This window comes from Psychrobacter glacincola, assembly GCF_965118485.1.
Classification (GTDB): Bacteria; Pseudomonadota; Gammaproteobacteria; order Pseudomonadales; family Moraxellaceae; genus Psychrobacter; species Psychrobacter glacincola_D.
Window position 1 is genome coordinate 88,771 of record NZ_CBCPJH010000011.1, and the last position, 21,062, is coordinate 109,832.

The 21,062-nt window shown below is 41.7% G+C and carries 19 protein-coding genes; 11 read left to right on the plus strand and 8 right to left on the minus strand.

The window, feature by feature from the left end; genetic code table 11:
- Window positions 1–14 precede the first annotated feature (14 nt).
- On the minus strand, window positions 15–1,016 hold the full coding sequence (locus ACMHKH_RS06075) for an LLM class flavin-dependent oxidoreductase (RefSeq protein WP_413519749.1): 1,002 nt from the start codon (window positions 1,014–1,016) through the stop codon (window positions 15–17).
- Between the two features lie 407 nt (window positions 1,017–1,423).
- Between ACMHKH_RS06075 and ACMHKH_RS06080 the strand changes: the two genes are divergently transcribed.
- Both ACMHKH_RS06080 and ACMHKH_RS06085 read left to right on the plus strand, forming a co-directional pair.
- Window positions 1,424–1,630, plus strand: coding sequence for a TOBE domain-containing protein (locus tag ACMHKH_RS06080; protein ID WP_413519750.1), 207 nt, complete (start codon window positions 1,424–1,426; stop codon window positions 1,628–1,630).
- Between the two features lie 209 nt (window positions 1,631–1,839).
- A complete protein-coding gene (locus tag ACMHKH_RS06085; RefSeq protein ID WP_413519751.1) occupies window positions 1,840–2,586 on the plus strand; it encodes a hypothetical protein in 747 nt (248 codons plus the stop codon).
- 171 nt (window positions 2,587–2,757) lie between these two features.
- On the opposite strand, the gene ACMHKH_RS06090 is transcribed toward ACMHKH_RS06085, so the two are convergent.
- Window positions 2,758–3,687, minus strand: a complete 930-nt coding sequence (locus tag ACMHKH_RS06090; RefSeq protein WP_413519752.1) for a LysR substrate-binding domain-containing protein — start codon at window positions 3,685–3,687, stop codon at window positions 2,758–2,760.
- A 491-nt stretch (window positions 3,688–4,178) separates the two neighbouring features.
- On the opposite strand from ACMHKH_RS06090, the gene ACMHKH_RS06095 reads away from it, so the two are divergent.
- The 5 genes from ACMHKH_RS06095 (at window position 4,179) to ACMHKH_RS06115 (ending at window position 10,503) form a co-directional block, all read left to right on the plus strand.
- Entirely contained in the window at window positions 4,179–5,867 is a 1,689-nt protein-coding gene (locus tag ACMHKH_RS06095) for an AmpG family muropeptide MFS transporter (protein ID WP_413519753.1), read from the plus strand.
- Between the two features lie 48 nt (window positions 5,868–5,915).
- The gene (gene prmC, locus ACMHKH_RS06100) at window positions 5,916–6,839 is read left to right on the plus strand and encodes a peptide chain release factor N(5)-glutamine methyltransferase (RefSeq protein ID WP_413519754.1); all 924 of its coding nucleotides are present in this window, start codon (window positions 5,916–5,918) and stop codon (window positions 6,837–6,839) included.
- 21 nt (window positions 6,840–6,860) lie between these two features.
- Entirely contained in the window at window positions 6,861–7,658 is a 798-nt protein-coding gene (locus tag ACMHKH_RS06105) for a HesA/MoeB/ThiF family protein (protein ID WP_413519755.1), read from the plus strand.
- Between the two features lie 73 nt (window positions 7,659–7,731).
- Window positions 7,732–9,054: an ABC1 kinase family protein gene (locus ACMHKH_RS06110; RefSeq protein ID WP_413519756.1), complete on the plus strand. Its 1,323-nt coding sequence runs from the start codon at window positions 7,732–7,734 to the stop codon at window positions 9,052–9,054.
- 189 nt (window positions 9,055–9,243) lie between these two features.
- Window positions 9,244–10,503, plus strand: coding sequence for a YbfB/YjiJ family MFS transporter (locus tag ACMHKH_RS06115; RefSeq protein WP_413519757.1), 1,260 nt, complete (start codon window positions 9,244–9,246; stop codon window positions 10,501–10,503).
- A gap of 46 nt (window positions 10,504–10,549) precedes the next feature.
- Here the strand turns inward: ACMHKH_RS06115 and ACMHKH_RS06120 are convergent, their stop codons facing one another.
- Entirely contained in the window at window positions 10,550–11,038 is a 489-nt protein-coding gene (locus ACMHKH_RS06120; RefSeq protein WP_413519758.1) for an Lrp/AsnC family transcriptional regulator, read from the minus strand.
- A 217-nt stretch (window positions 11,039–11,255) separates the two neighbouring features.
- Between ACMHKH_RS06120 and leuA the strand changes: the two genes are divergently transcribed.
- A complete protein-coding gene (gene leuA, locus ACMHKH_RS06125) occupies window positions 11,256–13,037 on the plus strand; it encodes a 2-isopropylmalate synthase (protein ID WP_413519759.1) in 1,782 nt (593 codons plus the stop codon).
- Window positions 13,038–13,250: 213 nt separating this feature from the next.
- Entirely contained in the window at window positions 13,251–13,865 is a 615-nt protein-coding gene (locus tag ACMHKH_RS06130) for a hypothetical protein (RefSeq protein WP_413519760.1), read from the plus strand.
- Window positions 13,866–13,981: 116 nt separating this feature from the next.
- Here ACMHKH_RS06130 and accC read toward each other — a convergent pair whose 3' ends face one another.
- From accC to ACMHKH_RS06150, 4 genes are all read right to left on the minus strand, one after another.
- Entirely contained in the window at window positions 13,982–15,343 is a 1,362-nt protein-coding gene (gene accC / locus ACMHKH_RS06135; RefSeq protein WP_413519761.1) for an acetyl-CoA carboxylase biotin carboxylase subunit, read from the minus strand.
- A gap of 197 nt (window positions 15,344–15,540) precedes the next feature.
- Window positions 15,541–15,969, minus strand: coding sequence for an acetyl-CoA carboxylase biotin carboxyl carrier protein (gene accB, locus ACMHKH_RS06140; RefSeq protein WP_413519762.1), 429 nt, complete (start codon window positions 15,967–15,969; stop codon window positions 15,541–15,543).
- A gap of 247 nt (window positions 15,970–16,216) precedes the next feature.
- A complete protein-coding gene (locus tag ACMHKH_RS06145; RefSeq protein ID WP_413519768.1) occupies window positions 16,217–17,584 on the minus strand; it encodes an MATE family efflux transporter in 1,368 nt (455 codons plus the stop codon).
- Between the two features lie 323 nt (window positions 17,585–17,907).
- Complete coding sequence (locus ACMHKH_RS06150; protein ID WP_413519763.1) at window positions 17,908–18,402, minus strand: EVE domain-containing protein; 495 nt, start codon at window positions 18,400–18,402, stop codon at window positions 17,908–17,910.
- 221 nt (window positions 18,403–18,623) lie between these two features.
- Between ACMHKH_RS06150 and hemW the strand changes: the two genes are divergently transcribed.
- Entirely contained in the window at window positions 18,624–19,949 is a 1,326-nt protein-coding gene (gene hemW / locus ACMHKH_RS06155) for a radical SAM family heme chaperone HemW (RefSeq protein ID WP_413519764.1), read from the plus strand.
- A 107-nt stretch (window positions 19,950–20,056) separates the two neighbouring features.
- On the opposite strand, the gene ACMHKH_RS06160 is transcribed toward hemW, so the two are convergent.
- The gene (locus ACMHKH_RS06160; protein WP_011280495.1) at window positions 20,057–20,197 is read right to left on the minus strand and encodes an entericidin A/B family lipoprotein; all 141 of its coding nucleotides are present in this window, start codon (window positions 20,195–20,197) and stop codon (window positions 20,057–20,059) included.
- A gap of 263 nt (window positions 20,198–20,460) precedes the next feature.
- Here ACMHKH_RS06160 and ACMHKH_RS06165 point away from each other — a divergent pair, with 263 nt between their 5' ends.
- A complete protein-coding gene (locus ACMHKH_RS06165) occupies window positions 20,461–21,021 on the plus strand; it encodes a tRNA (cytidine(34)-2'-O)-methyltransferase (protein ID WP_413519765.1) in 561 nt (186 codons plus the stop codon).
- Window positions 21,022–21,062: the final 41 nt, after the last annotated feature.

The following is a 21,062-nucleotide window of genomic DNA, read 5'->3' on the forward strand; positions in this document are numbered from 1 at the left end:
GCGAGTGCTACGCTCTATTGTAAAGTAAATAAGTGTAGCTCCGAAACTAGCTCAAGTGAGCGCAGACGTGCCGCTTGGTCATAAATATTTGCCGTCACAATCAGCTCGTCTGGTTGATAAGTAGCAAGGAACGCCTCAAGCTTTGGTTTGACCGTTTCAACGGAACCGATAAACGACACTGATAAAGCGCTATCTACCATCATTTTCTCAGCAGGGCTCCAAATGCTATCCATATCATGAGTAGGCTTGGGCATTTGACCCGTTTCACCACGGCGCAAACGTACAAAGCTCTGCTGTGCTGAAGTAAAGTGATATTGTGCCGTCGCTTCATCGTCCGCCAGCAATAAATTTGCAGCTAACATCACATAAGGCTTGTCTAAATAAGCCGATGGCTTAAATTGCTCACGATAAGCGGTAATCGCTTGCCCAAGCATTTGCGGGGCAAAGTGTGAGGCAAATACATATGGTAGCCCAAAATGTGCGGCTAACGTCGCACCAAAGAGTGATGAACCCAGTATCCAAATAGGAATATTCGATTTTGCACCTGGGAATGCTTGTACAGGGCTATCGTCTGTGCCATTGCCCAAGAAATACATCAACTCTTGGACATCTTGTGGAAAGCGATCAGCGTCTTGCATCTGTCGACGTAATGCCTGAAAGGTAGCACCATCTGTACCGGGCGCACGTCCCAATCCTAAGTCTACACGGTCGCCATATAAGGCCTGCAAAGTACCAAACTGCTCTGCAATGATAAGTGGTGCATGGTTTGGTAACATCACGCCGCCTGCACCAATACGTATGTGCTTGGTCTGAGCGCCAATATGCGACAGTAATACCGAGGTCGCTGCACTCGCGATACCTGGCATATTGTGATGCTCTGCCATCCAATAGCGGTTTAAGCCACCTTTTTCTGCTTTTTGTGCTATCTCAACGGTTTGGGCAATACCTTCAGCAATGGTCTTGCCAGTAGGAACGGGGGCTAAGTCTAAGAAAGATAAAGGAATGGAGTTACTCATAAATCACCTATTTTTAAATACCATATGGTTAATGGTAGTATTATTTATTATAGAATCATGTGGTTATAATATTCAGCAGATATTTTTATTTTAAAATCAGTCTTGTTCTTAGAAGCTTTGTTGCAATCTACTAATAACGAAACAGGTGCTGAATGATTCACATCTTCTATAATGGGGCAAATCAACGAGATAAAAAGGTCTTATCACTACCGATAACAAATCTCACCATTTAATCATGTTTTAATACCTTAAAAGTATTGAGGTGCAGCACATTTTTTGACAGAGGGTAATGACTGCAAGTATAGTGGTAACCATTCAAATCAATTACTTGATGGCTTTTTTTGAATAACCTATTAGAGGTTAGATTTTTAAAAATTATAATGATTCACTGTAATTAAGGTAGCTATATGATTATTTCAGCAAGAAACCAGCTTAAAGGTACGGTAAAAGAGATTAAAACGGGACCTGTGTCTACAGAAGTAGTGATAGACGTAAATGGTGCAGAGGTTGTTTCTAGTATTACGACAGGATCTGCCGAGAGCTTAAACCTTAGTATCGGAGATGAAGTCGTTGCTATCATCAAAGCTAGCAGTATCATGGTTGGTAAAGAATAGCTCAATAGCTCAATAGCTCAATAGCTCAATAGCTCAATAGCTTATTATTATCTAAAAATAGCTGTAAAAAAGCACTCAAGACTTTAATCTTGAGTGCTTTTTTACATTAGGTGCTAAATTTTATGCTAAGTTTGAAACTTAAAGGTTATGCGCTCTATTGACTAAACTAGATATTTTACTGATAGCACGTAAATTTAAGAGGTAGTGATATGTCTCGTACACTTTGTATTTTGACGATACTCACGGTGTGTACATGTTTCTCTTCTTTGACACCTGAGCAGCTTGAATTCAATCAGATTAGTCGTATAAGAAATTCTGACATCGCTATTCAGCGTTTTGCTGAGCTGGCAGAAAAGTCAATGACATACTCAGATATATTGCTTGAGTTGGCTGCGCGCAGCACGAATAATCGGATTTATTTGCTAAATAGTCAGCAGAAATATGCCGAATCAAGCGAAGTGGCAAAAGCTGCCATAGTTCGCTTCGAGCAGCATACTGACCCACATTTAAGAACAGTCGTTGCAGGCTTATTGCTCAATCAAAGCTCCGCCATGAAAAACCTTGGAAAAACTGCAGCGCATCTGCAGCTCCTTGAGCGTGTAATAAGCGAATATCAAGATGATAAGAATGCAGCCACACAAAAACTGGTCGCTTTGGCACTGCTGGATAAAGTAGATGCACACGTGCTAGCTAAAGATGACGTACAGGCTCGAAAGGTTTTTGAGATGTTTGATGAGCGCTATATGCAATCGGGTCTGTACCAAAGCTTTGATCCTAAAGGCTTGTCAACCACATGTTATGTTGAAGACCCGTGCCCGCCATATGCGGCTGGCGAGCACTTGCTTAATCCTAAGTTTTTCGAAGATAGGGCAAAGTGGTATCGCAAGCAGTTCAATAGTAGGTCATCTAAAATAATAAAACCTTTGATACTCAATAAGAGCGCAAAGAAAAACTAAATGAGTGAGTCAATTCATCTGACTTCAACTTACACTTGGGATCATTTAAAGTCAAAATCGAGATGATAAGTGGGTTATAGCCCTAGACGGCAATAAACTATAACCAATCTATTCTCCAGAATTTTATAAAAATGGCTATAAGGATTGGCGATAGTGATATGCGTAACAAGACTACTGACTAAATTGCTTTTGGCATAGCTCCATAAAGGCACGTCCATATTGACGAATCTCCGCATCATCACGTACCGCCATCCAACTGGTAAAACGCCCGAAATGGTCAACTGGTATCGCCGTTAAGTTCTGATAATGACTTGGCTCAAACGCCATTTCTGCAATAATACCAATCCCCAAACCTAAGCCTACATAGGTGCTAATCACATCGGCATCAAGTGCGGCGAGTACAATATCTGGCTCAAGGCCTGCGTCACTAAAGGTCTTGTCAATCGCGCCGCGTCCGGTAAAACCGCCGTGATAAGTCACAATCGGATAACTGGCAAGGGTAGGCAAGTCAATAGAAGTCAAGCCGGCAAGTTCATGGTCGCTTGGCACAATAACGCGATGCGTCCAATCATAATAGCGATAACAACGTAGATAGTTATTATGCAATAAAGACTCAGTGGCAATGCCAATATCAGCTTGTCCACGTATCACCATCTGAGCGATGGTTTCGGGATCGGCTTGCTGTAGAATTAGATTAACCTTAGGAAAAAGCTCTTTAAACGCTTTCACTACCTCTGGCAGGACATAACGCGCTTGTGTGTGAGTCGTTGCAATCGTCAGTGTGCCAATATTGGGATTATTGAAATCTAAGCTTAAGTTTTCAATGGTGCGAATCTCGGCAAAAATAGATTCGATATGCGGCATGAGCGCAGTGCCCATTGTAGTAAGTCCGGTTAATCGTTTGCCTTGACGCACGAACACTTCGGTTTTAAGCTGATTTTCAAGCGCCGCGATATGCTTTGATAGACTTGATTGGCTGGTGTGCAATACTGTGGCTGCCTGACTTAAATTATAGCCATTAATTACGGTATGCCACACTGTCTCCAACTGCTTGAGTTGAATTTGTAAATGTCGTTGATTGACTACTACGTCGATTGCCATAAATTAATTCCATTATATAAAGCGTCAGTCGTCTTTATAAAAGCTAAAGCCCAAAAAATATAACAAGAACATAGTGTAGATTATAGTTATTATTCTTGTATATAATAAATAGGTATCTATTTATACATATATGGAATATAAAAAGGTTGTTCATCTGCCTCTTATACAGAGGTTTGATGGGAAGTTTTATAAATAGCAGAGGGTGGTTTATAGTCGAGAAAGGTTAAGATACATTGAATTAACAAGGCAGGCTATAGAGTGTAGCCGAGAAGCTCAATCAAGCAGTTAATGCAAAAACACCTAGTCAAGATAGACGTTCTCAAGTACCATTATTCACTTTTGCAGCAAATGTCATTTTCTTTGTACAGAGCTAGGCAATTTTTTGTCCTTTTTTATCCTGATAGTAGCAATAGAAGACTGCCAGTAGATAATATTTTTGGATAAAAGATAGCGCGCTGTCGTATTTTTGTCTAAATTTTCGGTGATTTTCTATGTCTGCTGTCCAACCTATTTCGCCTAATCCTCCAGTCGTCAAAAAACCATGGGGTGAGGCGGCTAAAGCTTATCTTGACCGCCGCGCGATGATCATGCTGTTCTTGGGCTTTTTCGCTGGCATTCCTATTATGCTCATTTTCTCCAGTCTGTCATTGTGGCTACGTGAAGCAGGGATTGATCGTGGCGTCGTGACGATGTTTAGTTGGGCAGCGCTTGGCTATTCGTTTAAGTTTATTTGGGCGCCTTTGGTCGATGCGGTGCCCTTGCCGATATTGACCAAACTGCTGGGTCGTCGGCGTGCTTGGATATTGGTCGCACAGCTATTAATCATTCTGGCGATTTGTATCATGGCAAGTGTCAACCCGATTACTGAGGATAGTCTCACGCTGATGGCAGTTGGTGCGGTACTGCTCGGATTCTCATCAGCGACGCAAGATATCGTGGTTGATGCGTATCGTATTGAGCTGGCACCACCTAGCCTCCAAGCAGTATTGTCTGCCATGTATGTCGCAGGCTACCGTATAGGCATGATTGTCGCGGGAGCTGGGGCATTGTATTTGGCTGATTATTTTGGCTCTACCGAATCCTTGTATAGCTATGAAGCGTGGCGTAACACCTATTGGGTCATGGCAGCAGTCATGGGAGCGGGCGTTGTAACCACCTTGATTATTCATGAGCCTGCTACTAGTCAGGTGCTCACTACCAATACACCAGACGGCGATCAGCTTCAGATGCCTCGCAAAACATCAGACTACGCGCGTTTATTTTTAGTATTTGTCTTATCTGTTTCTGGTTTTGTCTGGGCATTTATTACCGCTGGTGCGCTACTGCCCGAAACTGACAGTGCAGTGCTGGGATTCTTGTTAGAGGTAGTACACCTAGCATTAAGCTTAGCCGCTGCTGTGATCATTGGTTATGGTTTAGTAAAAGCGGGTGTGGTAAAAAAACAAATGGCCATGCAGATGTGGGTTGAGCCTATTGCTGATTTCTTCCGTCGTTATGGTAAAAAAGCATTGCTATTGCTGGCATTAGTTGGTCTCTACCGTGTCTCTGACATTGTCGCTGGAGTAATCTCCAATGTTTTCTACTTAGATATGGGTTTTACTAAGATTGAGATTGCCAATGCGGTGAAGTTATTCGGGGTCATTATGGCCATTGCCGGTGGCTTTTTAGGTGGATTATTAGCACAAAGAATGCGCATCATGCGTGCCATGATGGTTGGGGCGATCCTCGCCTGCGTGACCAATCTACTATTTGTTCTATTGACCTATCATCCAGGTAGTTTGCCTTATATGTATTTGGCAGTGAGTCTTGATAATTTGGCCGCTGGTCTTGCCAGTGCTGTATTCATTGCCTTTTTGTCAGCATTGACCTCCATTCGTTTCACCGCTGTACAGTATGCGATTTTTTCTTCATTGATGACTTTATTACCCAAGGTCTTAGGTGGTTATTCCGGCACTATCGTTGATAATACTAACTATCAATTCTTCTTTATCTTCACCTTTTTAATTGGTATTCCTATTTTAGCGCTTATTTATTATGTTGATAAGTATATTGTCATTGGTGATAACGATGATATCTATAGTGATGACGATAATAATAGTGGAGATAGCAAAGGTATTGAATTAGTCAAAGCCAACCCTAACTTATCAAATACCAATGAGCCACCACGCGCTTCTGAATAGAATGGAGAGTACAAAGGATAAAATGCATATAACTATTAAGAATCGTTTATGACAGCGCCTAAAGCAGCAGATATGACAGTAGAGCAAATAAAACAGCAAGCAATGCAAACTGCTAAAGATTTAGCGGTTCCAGTATTTTGGATAACAGATTGGCTCTTGTTTGTCATTGATAAGCCAGCGCTGTTTTTAATGATGGATAAAGATTATCAGCTGAGTGCTACAGAGCTTGCACAATTCAATGCTGGCGTGACCAAAATGCAGCAGGGCATACCGTTGGCTTATTTAACGAACAAACAGGAATTCTGGTCGCTTGATTTTAAAGTGAATGAGCATACGCTTATACCGAGACCGGATACTGAAGTCTTAGTTGAACAAGTACTGCATTGGATAAATACTGCTGATAAAGAGCTTGTGCCTAATGCTGATACTAGCAATAAGCGTCTGCTTGATTTGGGCACGGGTTCTGGTTGTATTGCTATTAGTCTTGCCCATGAGTTAAAGCTGGCTCGTAAATTGAAACAAGTAAGCTGGCAAGTCGTTGCTGTTGATCTATCAACAGAGGCTTTAAAGGTGGCTCAGCATAATGCTGTCAGTAATGGGGTAGATGTTGAATTTGTCTATAGTACTTGGTATGAGGCGCTGTCTACTCAAGATGAACAACTATTTGATGTGATTGTCTCTAACCCGCCTTATATTGATGAAGCAGATGAGCATTTGGCTGGTTTGTTAGCAGAGCCAATTAGTGCTTTAAGTGCGTCCAATCAGGGCTTAGCTGATATTGAGCACATTATTAAATATGCACCAAAATATTTGCAAGAAGGCGGACTACTGGCGATTGAGCACGGCTTTGATCAAGGGTTAGTAGTACATCAATTGTTTATTGATAATAACTTTGCTGATGTACAAACGATTAAAGATTTTGGTGGCAACGATAGAGTAACGCTTGGACAGTTTATTAAATATGCGCTTTAATCTTAAGTAATGGTCGTAAATATGAGTGAGCTTGTAGAAACAGAGATGTTATTAGACGATGAGCTACTGCGTTATGCGCGGCAGATATTATTAGATGGTTGGGATATTGATGCCCAATTAAGACTAAAATCATCGCGTATCATCATGATAGGTGCAGGCGGTCTTGGCTGTCCGGCTTCTGAAACCTTAGTGCGTGCGGGACTTGGGTACGTTCATCTGATTGATGATGATGTAATTGAAGCCAGTAATTTACAGCGGCAAACGCTATTTTTACCTGAAGACATCGGTAAGCCTAAGGCACTGACAGCTGCTAAGATGCTAGAGCGTATCAATCCTTTGATAACTGCTCGCGGTACAGTGGCGCGTCTGAGTGAAGACAATGCTTATGAGTTATTTGATATGGTATCTAGTAAGCCAGATTTGCTATTAGACTGCACAGATAATTTTGCGACTCGCGATATCATTAATCGTATTAGTGTGCGTTATCAGATTCCGTTATTATCGGCATCAGCTATTGCCATGCAAGGGCAGTTGGCACTGTATGAGCCACATTTAGATACCGGCTGCTATCACTGCGTATTTGGTTCGGTGGTATTAGATGCCGTAGCTGATGAGCGTACTTGTGCCAATTCAGGAGTGCTTGCTAGTACCACAGCTATAATGGGTAATTTGCAAGCTAATGCTGCTCTACAATATTTAGGTTTAACTAAAAACCCACTAAAGAATAAGCTGTTAATATGGGATGGTAGTCAGATGCAGCAACGATTGATGGGCTATCGAAAAGACGTAGAGTGTCCTATTTGCAATCATATTTGTTAATTTTGATCGCTTGTCTTTTGATCGCTATCATCACCCATCCTCAAACATCCTTTATATAAGCACAGTTGTTTTTATGAAAATACATCGTCCGCATTTATTAAAGCATACCTTTAATGTCGTTAATCGTGTTCGTCAAACGGCAAGTGTCGCCGGTTTATCAGCGCTTAGAGTGGCAAAAGGTGAAAAACCTGATGCGATGCTGCTTAAAGAAACCTTTGAGCAGTTGGGTACTACCTATATCAAAATAGGACAGTTTATTGCTAGTACACCGTCATTATTTCCGCGCGAATATGTACAAGCCTTTCAAAGTTGCTTGGATCAAACGACGCCACTGTCTTATGCTTATATCGAGCAGGTTTTAAAAGAAGAGTTGGCCGTTGATGGACTGACCCTTGAAGATACGTTTGCGCATATTGACTCAAAACCATTGGCATCTGCGTCTATCGCACAAGTCCATGCCGCACGCTTGCATAATGGGGATGAGGTCGTATTAAAGGTGCAAAAACCTGGCGTTGAGACCATCATGCAAACGGATTTAGGCGTATTGCATGGCGTGACAAAACTGGTTGAGCTGCTGATGCCATCGATGAAATTTGCCAGTATTGCACCAATTATCGATGAGATTCGTCTGCGGATGCTTGCAGAGACAGATTTTATTGCTGAAGCGCAAAATATTCGTGATTTTCAGCAGTTTTTGGCAGTATCGGGCAACACGCGCGTCGTTGCACCAACTGTATACGAAGCGCTGACTACCAAGCGTGTGCTGACCATGAGCCGCTTATATGGCGTTTCTATGGTAGATGAGTCTCTGATGCGTCAATACTGTGCTGACCCTGCACAAGTAATGGCTGATACGCTAAATACGTGGTTTGCAAGCCTGATGCTTTGTAATAGCTTCCACGCGGATTTGCATGCAGGTAATCTTATGCTGCTAACTGATGGACGTATTGGGTTTTTAGATTTTGGTATCGTCGGTAAATTAAAAGCTGAAAGCTGGCGTGCCTGCATGGGCATGATGCAAGCGATGCAAGATAATGATTATTATGCGATGGCGCGTAATATGGTCGATATGGAAATGACTCATGACGACAATCAGGTCGATGTCGTGGCATTGGGTGATGACTTGCAGCGTATGATGAAGTCCATCATGGCAGAGGATAGAGCCTTTACCAGTGGTGTGCCTTTTAATACCAAAGAGCAAGCTGATGAACTCAATAAAATGATGCTTGAAATTGTTGACGTTGGTAAGCGTCATGGTATTCATTTTCCACGTGATTTTGCTTTATTGACCAAGCAGATGCTATATTTTGATCGTTTTATGCGCACGCTTGCCCCTGATATGGATATGTTTAGTGATCAGCGCGTGCAGATGCTGGGACACGCTGAAACGGTTTAGTAATAAAACATACAGATATAAATAGCTTTTAATTCTAGATGCTTTTTAGTAGGTAACATAAGATTAAGCAACTGAGTCAGTACAGTATGTAATGCGTAGTTCGTACTGTAAATAATCACCTGCTTATCATTGCTTTTAACTGTTTTAACACAAAGGATTGTGTGCTTACTGCCACAAAATGGCTCTGTCATGATGACTGCTCTCAAAAGCCGTGCTGCTATGAGTATCACCAATGAAACGGCGATTGCGTTGATTGGTATGTACTGTATGGCAGTAGTGATGGGGTTTGGGCGCTTTTTATTTACAGCAACCCTGCCTGATATTATGACCCAATTGCCGCTATCGACGACCATAGCTGGCTGGCTGGCTTCCATCAATTATATTGGTTACTTTATCGGTGCTTTCATTTCGATGTTTGTGCCGCAGCGTTTGACATGGCGTATGCTTATCTTATGGACGACCGTCAGTGTCATCACTACGACGCTGTTAGTCGTGCCAAATATGTCATTAAATCTATGGTATGTCATTCGGCTAGTGTCAGGTATCGCAAGCGGTGTAGCGATGATTTTAAGCTCATCGTTAGTTATTCAAAGCTTCAATCATGAGCGCCGCTCGGTGCTCTCAGCGGTACATTATGGGGGTATTGGCGTTGGTATCAGCGCCTCTGCCATATTAACATGGTGGTTATTGTCTATTGGCTATCATTTTGAGATGATATGGCTGAATGCTGGTCTGATAAGCTTACCTCTCTTGTGGCTGCTATATGCCATCCGTCCGACAGATTCTATTACCTCACAGCCTCATAATCATCAGACATCTTCAATTCGCCAAACCTATATCAATTTTAAACGCTCTTTATATGAGGCAGCTGCAGGTCATAGCAAGCCTATCGCTTTGCTACTAGCTAGCTATATGCTAGCAGGGTTTGGCTATATTACCTCGGCAACCTTTCTGCCAGTTATGGCAGCCCAACGTTTGACAACACAAGCCTATGCCGGATTGTCTATTTGGTTGGTGGTGGGTATTTTTGCCATGCTCTCAAATCCGATATGGGGCGCACTTGCCAAGCGTATTGGTGAGATCAAAACCTTAATGGGTTTAACCTTATTGCAAGCGCTTGGCATGTATTTGCCAATAGGGATTGATGGGGCTATTGGCTTATATGCTAATGCTATGATTTTGGGATTAACTTTCGTCGGTATGGTTTCTATGACGCTTACCTTAATGAAGAATATTAATCCGATTTACTCTAATCTGTTAATGGGACTGGCAACATTGGCATATGCGTTAGGGCAATTTGTAGGTCCATTAGTGACGGTAGCACTGGCGGGGGAAAATGATAATTTTAATGCAGGGTTATTGGTAGCCGCTGTGGGACTGCTGATAGGATTGGCTTTAGTATTCTTTTTTTGGCGTCAATCAACTCTACTAACAAGAGCAAGCGTTTAAGTGGATAAACCCATACCAGTCCTGCTATATCGTTTTTATACTGCACTTACAGCATGCCGCGATTAAACACTTCGCGCAGCTCAAAACTGGTATGTACTTGTGCCACGCCCTCGATACGATTTAACCTGTGTAATAAAAATTCCTCATAATGTGCCATATCGCGTACGCGCACTTTAATAAGGTAGTCTTCGGTGCGACCGGTGACAATACTACAGCTAATCACCTCATCAAAACTTTGGATTTTATCTTCGAACTGCTCAAAACGATCGGCGGTATGACGATCCATGCTAATGGCGATGAATACAGCTAAAGGATAACCGAGTTTTTGGGCATCGGTTTGGGTATGATAACCTGTGATAACGCCACTATCTTCTAAGCGCTTGAGTCTACGCGCACATGGTGTTGCCGATAGATTGACCCGCTCAGCAAGCTCAGTAATGCTTATACGGGCATCGGTCTGCAATAAGCGCAATAGGCGTCTATCGGTATCATCAATATCTGCGGCTAATAGAGTTCTAGAGTGAGTATGTTGCATAGGAAGTTATAATATTAGGGAATTACACTAATTATAATCATTAAATTATATTATTTCACTAATTTTGTTTAAATATACTCGTTATAAAGCGGATATACACTTCACAAACTTTGTTATTATAATGGCATAAATTCGTATTATCTCGTATGATAAAGTAGGATTTTGGCATTGATTGCCTCATTAAAAATATAACCCTCATGCCATCTAAGGATTGATTATGTCTGACCAAACAACACGCCCTGTAGCATCTGCTGCAAAGATTACACCAAAAAATGCCGCTTTCGATTTCCGTAAATATCGTCCTTTTGCATTTGCGCCACTGTTACCAGATCGCACATGGCCGAGCAAAACGCTTGAGAAATCACCGATATGGGCAAGTGTGGATCTGCGTGATGGCAATCAAGCGCTGATTGATCCGATGACCATTGAGCAAAAAATGCGCTTTTTTGAGACCTTGGTTGGTGTGGGTTTTAAAGAGATTGAAATTGGTTTTCCATCAGCGGCGCAAGTCGAATTTGATTTTGCTCGCAAATTAATTGAAGAAAGTCATGTCCCAGCTGATGTGACTTTGCAAGTGTTGGTACAGGCGCGTGAGCATTTGATTGCACGTACTTTTGAATCTTTAAAAGGTGCTAAACGTGCTATCGTTCACGTTTATAACTCAACATGTCGTATCCAGCGCGAAAAAGTATACGGTAAAGATAAAGCTGAAATCAAAGAAATTGCGATTACTGGCGCAAAATTATTGGTCGAATATGCTGCTAAATATCCTGAAACAGAATGGGTATTCCAGTATTCGCCAGAGAGCTTTAGCCAAACTGAGACTGAGTATGCCGTAGAAGTCTGTGACGCTGTTTGTGATATCTGGAAGCCTGAAAATGGTCAAGAGGTTATTCTAAACTTACCTGCAACGGTTGAGGCATCAACACCCAATGTATTCGCTGACCAAGTCGAGTATTTTTGCCGTAACCTTGCCAAACGCGAGCATGTGACGGTTAGTCTACATACGCATAATGACCGCGGCTGCGCAGTTGCGGCAGCCGAGCTTGGTGTACTTGCTGGCGCTGATCGCATCGAGGGTACCTTACTTGGTAATGGCGAGCGTACCGGCAATATGGATGTTATGGTCATGGCGATGAACTTATTTAGCCAAGGTATCGATCCTGAGCTTGATTTTAGTAATATGAGTGAAATTGTACAAGTCGTAAGTGAATGTAATAACTTACCTCTACATCCGCGCCATCCTTATGTGGGTGAACTGGTATTTACGGCTTTTAGTGGCTCGCATCAAGATGCTATCAAAAAATGCCTCGACTATAATGAACAACATGTTGAGAAAACTGAAAATATCTGGGATGTGGCTTATTTGCCAATTGATCCAGCTCATATTGGTCGCAGCTATCAGGATGTGGTACGTATCAACAGTCAGTCAGGCAAAGGGGGCGTTGCATATATCTTGCAGCGTAACTACGGTTTCAACTTGCCACGTTGGATGCAAATCGACTTTAGTGGCGTGGTACAAAAACAAGCTGAAACCGCGGCGCGCGAATTGCAGAATGATGAGATTTTACAAACTTTTGAAGACACTTATCTACAGCAAGGTAGCTTTGAGCTTTTAGATTATACGGTCAATAATAAAGGCGGTGATGTCTACTTTGATGGTCAAGTACAGATGAATGGCGATACCATTACTATTGATGGTAAAGGTAACGGTCCATTATCTTCGTTCATCGATGGCTTAGCGCAGCATACAGGTAAAGCTATCCATGTTATCAATTATGCTGAACATGCGATTAATCCGCAGCACAATAGCGGCAATGGTATCGACGATGACAATAATAACGATAACAAAACCAATGCCCATGCGGCAGCTTATATCCAGCTAAATGTCGATGGTGAAGTGTATTCAGGTATCGGTACTTGTAGTAGTACAGTTTCAGCAATGTTAAAAGGCGCATTATCAGCCTTTGCTCAAGCAGTAAACAGCGTTGCTGCTTAGTATAAGTTAACTATAAAATTACAGTTTATCTTAATAACGCCATAGCGCCTTGTTTTAACAAGCACCGCTATGGCGTTATTATTTTTAATAAATAATAATTTTTTACTGCACAATCTTAGACTAATAGCATAATGTTACTTGTATTTTTGATGTCCAAGACTTACGCTAATGTAAATATTAATTATTATTAAAACATAAATAAAAAGGTTAATTATGGAACCTATCTCATTTGCGTCATTTTCATTAGCTGCTATTTTGGCATCACTGCCAGTAAATGGTGAAGAGGTTGATAAGCCGACAATTACGACTCATATTAGTCCTGCCATCGCTGGTCAGTGGGAGATTGATTTAAATAGCAATATCACCATGACTAAAGAAGCCGCAGCTCGGCGAGCGGCGTCAAAGAGCAGTGAAAATATAAAAACCAATGAACCGAAAGTCGATGCTGGTGCTGGGCTACTGACCCAAGACGAGAAGCGCAGCATTAATATTCAATCCAATACCAATAAAAAAATGATGGCAGCAGCAGCGCAATCTAGTCAATGCCGTGAGTTGTATAACTTTGCTGCCGATAATGAGATGTGGTCAGTAAGCGGTAAGGAGTGGACGTACGGTCGTTACTTGGTGACCCATCGTGAAGAAGGATTGCCTATTATCGCCATCAAGACAGTCTATGATAATAATGAGGTAGATTGCTCAGGCAATCAGGTAGACCAGACTGACGAGGCGCTGATTGCATTTTTAAATCATGATGGTAATAAAATGCAGTGGTGCGCCGACCCTGATGGAACAGAATGTTTTATGAACTTTAATAGAATCCTGCCGTAGCCAGTTATAGTTATCACCATTTTTGATAAAATTACCTACCATAAAAAAACCGCTATCTTTGTTTAGATAGCGGTTTTTTTATGATAACTGCGATTAATATAAGAGGAATTTAATAGTTATATCGAATCTACTTTCTTCTTCTCAGTTAATAGCTCTCTTTCGAGATAATGAATATTTTGTGCTTCATGGATAAAATTATCATCTGCTAAAATCACATCACGATGCATTGAAATGTTGGTTTTAATACCTTCGATAACCAACTCGTCAAGTGCCTGTAGCGTTTTAGAAATTGCTTGCTGACGCGTTTGACCATGACAGATGAGCTTACCAATCAAAGAATCATAGTAACTTGGAATTTCATAGCCAGGATAAAGATGTGAGTCAAAGCGCACACCAGCCCCACTAGGTGAATACAGCTGAGTAACCGTACCAGGTGATGGCATAAACGTTACTGGATCTTCAGCATTGATACGACATTCGATCGCATGACCTTGAATTTCGATCTCGCTTTGACGATAAGATAAACCATATCCTGCTGCGATTTTTAGCTGCTCAACGACCACATCAATACCTGTAATCATCTCAGTAATGGTATGCTCAACCTGCACACGAGTGTTCATCTCAATGAAGAAATATTCATTATTTTCAAATAAAAATTCAAAAGTACCAGCGCCGCGATATTTGACCAGCTTACACGCTTTTACACAAGCATCCAAGATAGGCTGACGGACATCGTCAGGGATATCAGGGGCAGGGGCTTCTTCTAAAACTTTTTGATGACGACGCTGTAATGAGCAATCTCTGTCATATAAATGAATGGCATTACCATTGCCGTCGCCTAATACCTGTATTTCTACATGTCGCGGGTTTTGAAGATAACGCTCCATATACACCGTGTCATCACCGAACCACAATTCAGCTTCTTGCTTAGCCGCTTGTACCTGACCGATGATCTCTTCAAAGCGCTCAACTACACGCATACCACGACCACCGCCACCAGATGCCGCTTTAATCAACAACGGAAAGCCAATATTGCGCGCTTGCTCTTCAGCATTATGTAGAGTTACAGCACCCACTGAACCCGGTACGGTCGGTACACCTGCTTTTTTCATAGCATTGATAGCAGAAACCTTATTGCCCATCAGACGAATATGATCTGCAGTAGGACCGACAAAGGTTAAACCCGCTTCTTCGACGCGTTCAGCAAATTCAGCATTTTCAGCCAAAAAACCATAACCGGGATGAATGGCGTCAGCGCCAGTGATTTCAGCCGCAGTCAAAATGGTATTGATGTCAAGATAGCTTTGATTGGCATTAGGCTTACCGATACAGATAGCTTCATCGACAAAGCGTAAGTGCATCAGGTTGGCATCAGCGGTAGAATAAATGCCGACGGTTTCGATACCAAGGGCTTTACAAGCGCGAACGATACGTAGGGCAATCTCACCTCTATTGGCGATGAGCAGTTTTTTTATCATGGGGTCATCCTTGTTGAAGCGGCGTTTATTGATAGAGTCGCTATCTTGGCGTTATCAAACCTTATTATTAGAATAAAAAATTACGAAACTAAGGATTATTAAATTGAAATAGCCTAAGTAACGATATGGTGTAATAACGCGGCAGAAATACGATAGCGAACTCTCTATCATAACGGGGTAAAGATTGGCGAATAAGGTTACGCTTTATAGCGTACGATAGGCTGACCAAACTGTACAACTTCAGAGTTCGTGACCAAAATCTCATCAATGACACCGCTTTGCGTCGCTTCAAGAGGATTCATGATTTTCATCGCCTCGATGATGCCAAGCGTATCACCAGCCTGTACTTTTTGCCCAACCTTAATAAACGGTGGATCATTAGGACTAGGGGCTGAATAATAAACGCCAACCATAGGCGAGGTCTCAACGCTACCGGCTTTGCCAGCAGGCTTCGCTTCATCGGCAATAGGAACAGCGCCAGCAGTAGGAGCGGCCATCATGGTTGGAGCAGGGGCATCATAGTGACGAGTCAAACTGATATGCTCATCATCTGAGCTAATTTCTAAATTCACCAGTTCGCTTTCTTCCATGAGTGCAATAAGGGTGCGTATTCTTTCAATATCCATAGTTTTATGTTTGCCTTGTGCCAAATTCGAGAAAATAGTGTAACTAAATATTGTGCAGATAATTGCTAATGATACCTATATTCACGGCAATGAGCAATCGATGTACAGTTGTTAACTGAGTTTTTTTACATATTATGACGTAAGCACGTGTTTGAGAAAGAAATGCTCAAGGATTTATCATAGTCTATGTGGCTTGTGAGTGCCAGTGATGATTGTCAGCAATACACTTTAGATAAATCCAGCATTTTTAACCCCACATTGCCAATAAGCGCTTTTGTTGATAGCGCAAGCGTATGGTCAATAAAATGGATGATAAAAATAGCCCTGTAATTAAAGCCATCCAAAAACCTTGCGGGCCAAGGTCGGTAAAGCGCACGAGATAAATACCAAGCGGCAGCGCCACTATCCAGTAGCAAAATAACGTCACCCACATAGGCACGGTGGTATCTTGCATACCGCGTAATATCCCTGCGACATTGACTTGCCAGCCATCAAATAGCTGATAAGCAAGGGCAAAGATAAGCAGATGCATGGCTTGTGCTCGTACCACAGGGTTGTCAGTAAACGCCGCGGCCAATTGAGGTCTAAATAACCAAACCCCAATCATACAAGCAAATGCGATAAGCACCGTCCATATAAGACCGGTCGCTTGCACTTGACGCAGTGCCATCAAGTTCTTTTCACCAAAGCGATTGGATACCATAATAGTCAGTGCCATAGCGACTGAGATGGGAATCATAAATAACTGTGAGGTCACTGATAAAGCAACTTGATGTGATGCAGTTGCTAACTCACCGAGTGGGCTGATGACCAGTGCGCCTAAGCTAAATAGGCTTGCTTCAAAAAAGATAGAGACGCCAATAGGAATACCCAGTTTGAGAAGTTTTTTGATTTGTGCTTTATTGGGGCTAGAAAAACCATAAAAAAAGCGTGTATTGGCAAATTGATGACGTTTAGTAAAGCTGGTGTAAGTTGCTAATAATAAAACGTTAATCCATAGAACGATGGCAGTTGCGACCCCGCAACCTGCACCGCCCATCTCAGGCATACCAAATAAACCATGGATAAAAATATAGTTAAGTGGAATATCTGCAAGTAGCCCGATGATACTGATAACCGTCACAGGCTCTGGGCGACCGAGTGCTTCACAGTAGCTACGTAATACTGCATAAACAGCAATTGCAGGGAAACCAAACGATACCCCATGCAAGTACTGCGTTGCTATCGGTTGTATATTGGCAGGGACGCCCATAACACTCAGGACATTGGGTGCGAAATTGACAACGATAAAACCAATGATACCAATGACACCCGCTGTCCATAATGATTGTTGGGTGATATGCGGTACTTGTTTGAGATCGTTTTTGCCGATGGCTTCACCAATCAAGGGTGTGGTGGCAATCAAAATACCGGTCGCGAGTAAAAATAACGGCAACCAGATGCCAGAACCGACAGCGACGGCAGCCAAATCAAGTGCGGAGACTTGACCTGCCATGATAGCATCGACAACACCGAGGGCTGCTTGACAAAATTGGGTGATTAAAATAGGAAGTGCGAGTATACCTAAGCGTAAACTGTAACTTTTAAAATCTACAAAAGACAACGGGAAAACCATAATGAGCAACTTTTATTCTTTGCGATAATTATTTTTGATAATTAAAGGTTATTGATGAACGAATACGGGCATCAATAAAGCAATAGCGAGACAGAAAAATAGGAGGTTTGTGCGACGATAATACTCCGATAAATAATATGAGCAAGCCCATTTTAAATAAGAATATATAAGCAGAGTAGAAAAGAATCGCTGACGCTAAAATAAAAATAACCTGTCAATTCAAATGATGAATTGACAGGTTATCAGTTGATAGAATAGTAAAGATGCGAAGCTATGATGTCAATATTCTAGAGTGGCTTACTACAGGTCAAGCGTATCAATACTTAAATAGAGTCCGCTGCATTCTCTATTAGATGCAGCTCTTCTGCCATATCCAGAATCGCATACCAATGTTTTGGCTCCAGTGGAATGATGGTTAATTGCTCACAGCCCTTTCTGAGTAATAAACAATCTTCAAGCGCCGGCAAAAATTTTAGCTCTGATAGCGGCAAAATATCATTAAAGGTTTGCTCAAAACTCACATCCACCATATACCAGCGCGGATTTTCTTCAGTCGCTTTGGGGTCATAGTGCCGATGCTCCGGATGAAACTGAGTCGTGTCAGGATATCCAGCTTTGCTAATGGTTACGATACCGGCTACGCCAGAAGGCTTAGCGCTTGAATGATAAAATAAGGCTTTATCACCCACTTGCATATCATCGCGCATAAAGTTGCGTGCGCGGTAATTACGTACACCATCCCACATCTCGGTGCCTGCACGTTGTAAGTCGTTGATATTAAAACAGCGTGGATTAGATTTTATCAGCCAATAGGCCATGGTATTATCCTTTTTATAATTGTTGGTTATGCATGTTTTTTTATAAAATGTTGTCAGCTATTCTGCTTATAACAAATCATTATTAATAGGAGCGTTTATGATTTGTCTTGTTAATGATGGAATTTTCTTAACGCTGGGCTTTTTTTTGCGTTGTTTAGAAGTTATCCTAGCAGTATTTTCTGCTATTGATGGCAGTTACCTATCTATAGATAAGTCCGCTTATGTCAAATATCAAATCAAGTTACCCATCTGCTCATACAAAACCTTTTTATGATGCTCATAAGAGTGACATCGTGGTGGCAGACATTCCGTTAGCGTTATATATCCATATCCCGTGGTGCGTGAAAAAATGCCCTTATTGTGATTTTAATTCGCATGAGTTACCGATTGACAGTCAGCTGTCTATGTATGATGAGTATGTCGATGCGCTATTAGAAGACGCTGCTATGCAGCAGGTATTGGCCCAAGGGCGTGAAATAAGCTCAATCTTTATTGGCGGCGGTACACCTTCATTACTGCCTATTGTCCAGTATCAGCGCTTATTTAATGGTTTGCGCGAGATTTTTATATTTGCTCATGACATTGAAGTCACGATGGAGGCAAATCCGGGTACTCTTGAGCATGCACCATTTACTGAGTATTTAGCGGTAGGTATCAATCGTCTATCGATAGGTGTGCAAAGTTTTTCTGCTGAACAATTAACCACGCTTGGACGTATTCATAATCCTGCTCAAGCGTTATCTGCGATTAAAGCAGCACGCGAGGCAGGCTTTGAGCGCGTCAATGTCGATTTGATGCACGGATTACCAGAGCAAACTATGGATGAGGCGCTGAAGGATATTCAAACGGCACACGATGCTGGTGCGACACATATATCTTGGTACCAGCTGACTATTGAGCCCAATACCGTCTTTTATCGCAGTCAGCCAATTTTGCCTGATGAGGATCGTTTGGCGGATATAGAACAAGCAGGGCAAAAATTATTACAGAATTTAGGCTATCACAATTATGAAGTGTCGGCATGGTCAGGGACAGCAGATAAGCCTTGTCGTCATAACACCAACTACTGGCAGTTTGGTGATTATCTAGCAATCGGGGCGGGCGCTCATGGCAAAATTACTATTGGGCAAGATATTATCAGACAAAATATAAGCAATGAGGTAATAGGTAATGAAGGGAGCGTTGATGATAAAAACCATGGTTCAGCTATCTATCGCTTTAGTAAATCTCGTATGCCAAAAGACTATATGGAATATCAGTCTGTTGATCGGCAAGACAATACATTAATATCAGCACCAAAAATGGTTGGCTGGCAAGCAATTGCCAGTGACGAGTTGGTCAGTGAGTTTATGCTCAATGTCTTACGTTTGCATGATGGGGTTGCTTGGCCGTTATTTACAGCGCGTACAGGGCTTAGCTATGACAGCATTGCAATACAAGTGAGTCAATTGGTTAAGCAAGGGTTGCTAATAGATAATTCTCAACATCTGCAACCAACCGAGCTTGGTAAAAGATATCTCAATCAAATATTAAGAGAATTTTTATAATAGGATATTTTTATCGATTGGCTAATGCTAAAAAATAGTAATAATACAAAAAAGGCTTACCAAATAAATGATAAGCCTCTTTAAAAGCAATCTAACAATTTCAATAATTAGATTTTGTTTTGTACTTCTTGTGCAGTACCACTTACAGCGCTACCAGCACTTGATACGTCTTGACCAAGACCTTTAAAAGTATTACAACCAGTTAATACAAACATAGCAGCCAAAGATGCGATAACTAATTTTTTCATAGTGTGTTCCTCAAAAAAGACAGATATAAGTAGTGTGGTAACAGTGAAATCTAAAAGGTATCCTAAGTTTCACTGAAAAATGATAACAGACGATGACAATATTTTTATATTATCCCTTTATCTGTTACAGCCATCATAATCAAAGTTAAAATCAGTGCCCAGTATCAAAATGTAATTATTGACAGTAAACTGTAACTTTTAATTACCTTTGCCATATAAGCCAGAATAACAACCTTAGTCCCAATTGCAACGACGGAGAGAGTATGAGCATTCATATTGTGCTAGTAGCGCCCAAAATGCCTAGTAATACAGGTAATATCATTCGCCTGTGTGCCAATAGCGGTGCACAGCTACATTTGGTCAAGCCGTTAGGGTTTGAATTGGATGATAAAAAATTGCGCCGTGCGGGATTGGATTATCATGAATATGCTGATCTGCAAGTACATGACGATTGGTCAATGGCAAAACAGGCACTGCAAGAAGCTGGCTGTCATATAATCACCGCGCTGACGACCAAGTTAAGTAAGCCTTTCTATGACTACGATTTTAGCGGGCAAGTTGATAAACAAGCAGACAGTGAGTCTGTAGGACATAATATAGCGATGGTTTTTGGCTCAGAAACAGCGGGATTGGCAGATGATATACGTGAAGATATTGGCGCTGACAATTGGCTGCGACTGCCAATGTTGGCAGATTCGCGCAGTTTGAATCTGTCGAATAGTGTGGCAATATGCTTATATGAGGTATGGCGACAGCAAGGATTTCTCGGTGATGAAGGTCGTAGTGTAGGCTATGAAACACTGACCGTTTACGACCCTAAATAGTCGTTCTTATTATAAAAACTCAAAGGCAGATAAATTAAATT

Bases quoted from the DNA above. Each gene is read 5' to 3' on its own strand.
- ACMHKH_RS06075 (WP_413519749.1), bottom strand. From the start codon at position 1,016: ATGAGTAACTCCATTCCTTTATCTTTCTTAGACTTAGCCCCCGTTCCT.
- ACMHKH_RS06080 (WP_413519750.1), top strand. From the start codon at position 1,424: ATGATTATTTCAGCAAGAAACCAGCTTAAAGGTACGGTAAAAGAGATT.
- ACMHKH_RS06085 (WP_413519751.1), top strand. From the start codon at position 1,840: ATGTCTCGTACACTTTGTATTTTGACGATACTCACGGTGTGTACATGT.
- ACMHKH_RS06090 (WP_413519752.1), bottom strand. From the start codon at position 3,687: ATGGCAATCGACGTAGTAGTCAATCAACGACATTTACAAATTCAACTC.
- ACMHKH_RS06095 (WP_413519753.1), top strand. From the start codon at position 4,179: ATGTCTGCTGTCCAACCTATTTCGCCTAATCCTCCAGTCGTCAAAAAA.
- prmC (WP_413519754.1), top strand. From the start codon at position 5,916: ATGACAGCGCCTAAAGCAGCAGATATGACAGTAGAGCAAATAAAACAG.
- ACMHKH_RS06105 (WP_413519755.1), top strand. From the start codon at position 6,861: ATGAGTGAGCTTGTAGAAACAGAGATGTTATTAGACGATGAGCTACTG.
- ACMHKH_RS06110 (WP_413519756.1), top strand. From the start codon at position 7,732: ATGAAAATACATCGTCCGCATTTATTAAAGCATACCTTTAATGTCGTT.
- ACMHKH_RS06115 (WP_413519757.1), top strand. From the start codon at position 9,244: ATGATGACTGCTCTCAAAAGCCGTGCTGCTATGAGTATCACCAATGAA.
- ACMHKH_RS06120 (WP_413519758.1), bottom strand. From the start codon at position 11,038: ATGCAACATACTCACTCTAGAACTCTATTAGCCGCAGATATTGATGAT.
- leuA (WP_413519759.1), top strand. From the start codon at position 11,256: ATGTCTGACCAAACAACACGCCCTGTAGCATCTGCTGCAAAGATTACA.
- ACMHKH_RS06130 (WP_413519760.1), top strand. From the start codon at position 13,251: ATGGAACCTATCTCATTTGCGTCATTTTCATTAGCTGCTATTTTGGCA.
- accC (WP_413519761.1), bottom strand. From the start codon at position 15,343: ATGATAAAAAAACTGCTCATCGCCAATAGAGGTGAGATTGCCCTACGT.
- accB (WP_413519762.1), bottom strand. From the start codon at position 15,969: ATGGATATTGAAAGAATACGCACCCTTATTGCACTCATGGAAGAAAGC.
- ACMHKH_RS06145 (WP_413519768.1), bottom strand. From the start codon at position 17,584: ATGGTTTTCCCGTTGTCTTTTGTAGATTTTAAAAGTTACAGTTTACGC.
- ACMHKH_RS06150 (WP_413519763.1), bottom strand. From the start codon at position 18,402: ATGGCCTATTGGCTGATAAAATCTAATCCACGCTGTTTTAATATCAAC.
- hemW (WP_413519764.1), top strand. From the start codon at position 18,624: ATGTCAAATATCAAATCAAGTTACCCATCTGCTCATACAAAACCTTTT.
- ACMHKH_RS06160 (WP_011280495.1), bottom strand. From the start codon at position 20,197: ATGAAAAAATTAGTTATCGCATCTTTGGCTGCTATGTTTGTATTAACT.
- ACMHKH_RS06165 (WP_413519765.1), top strand. From the start codon at position 20,461: ATGAGCATTCATATTGTGCTAGTAGCGCCCAAAATGCCTAGTAATACA.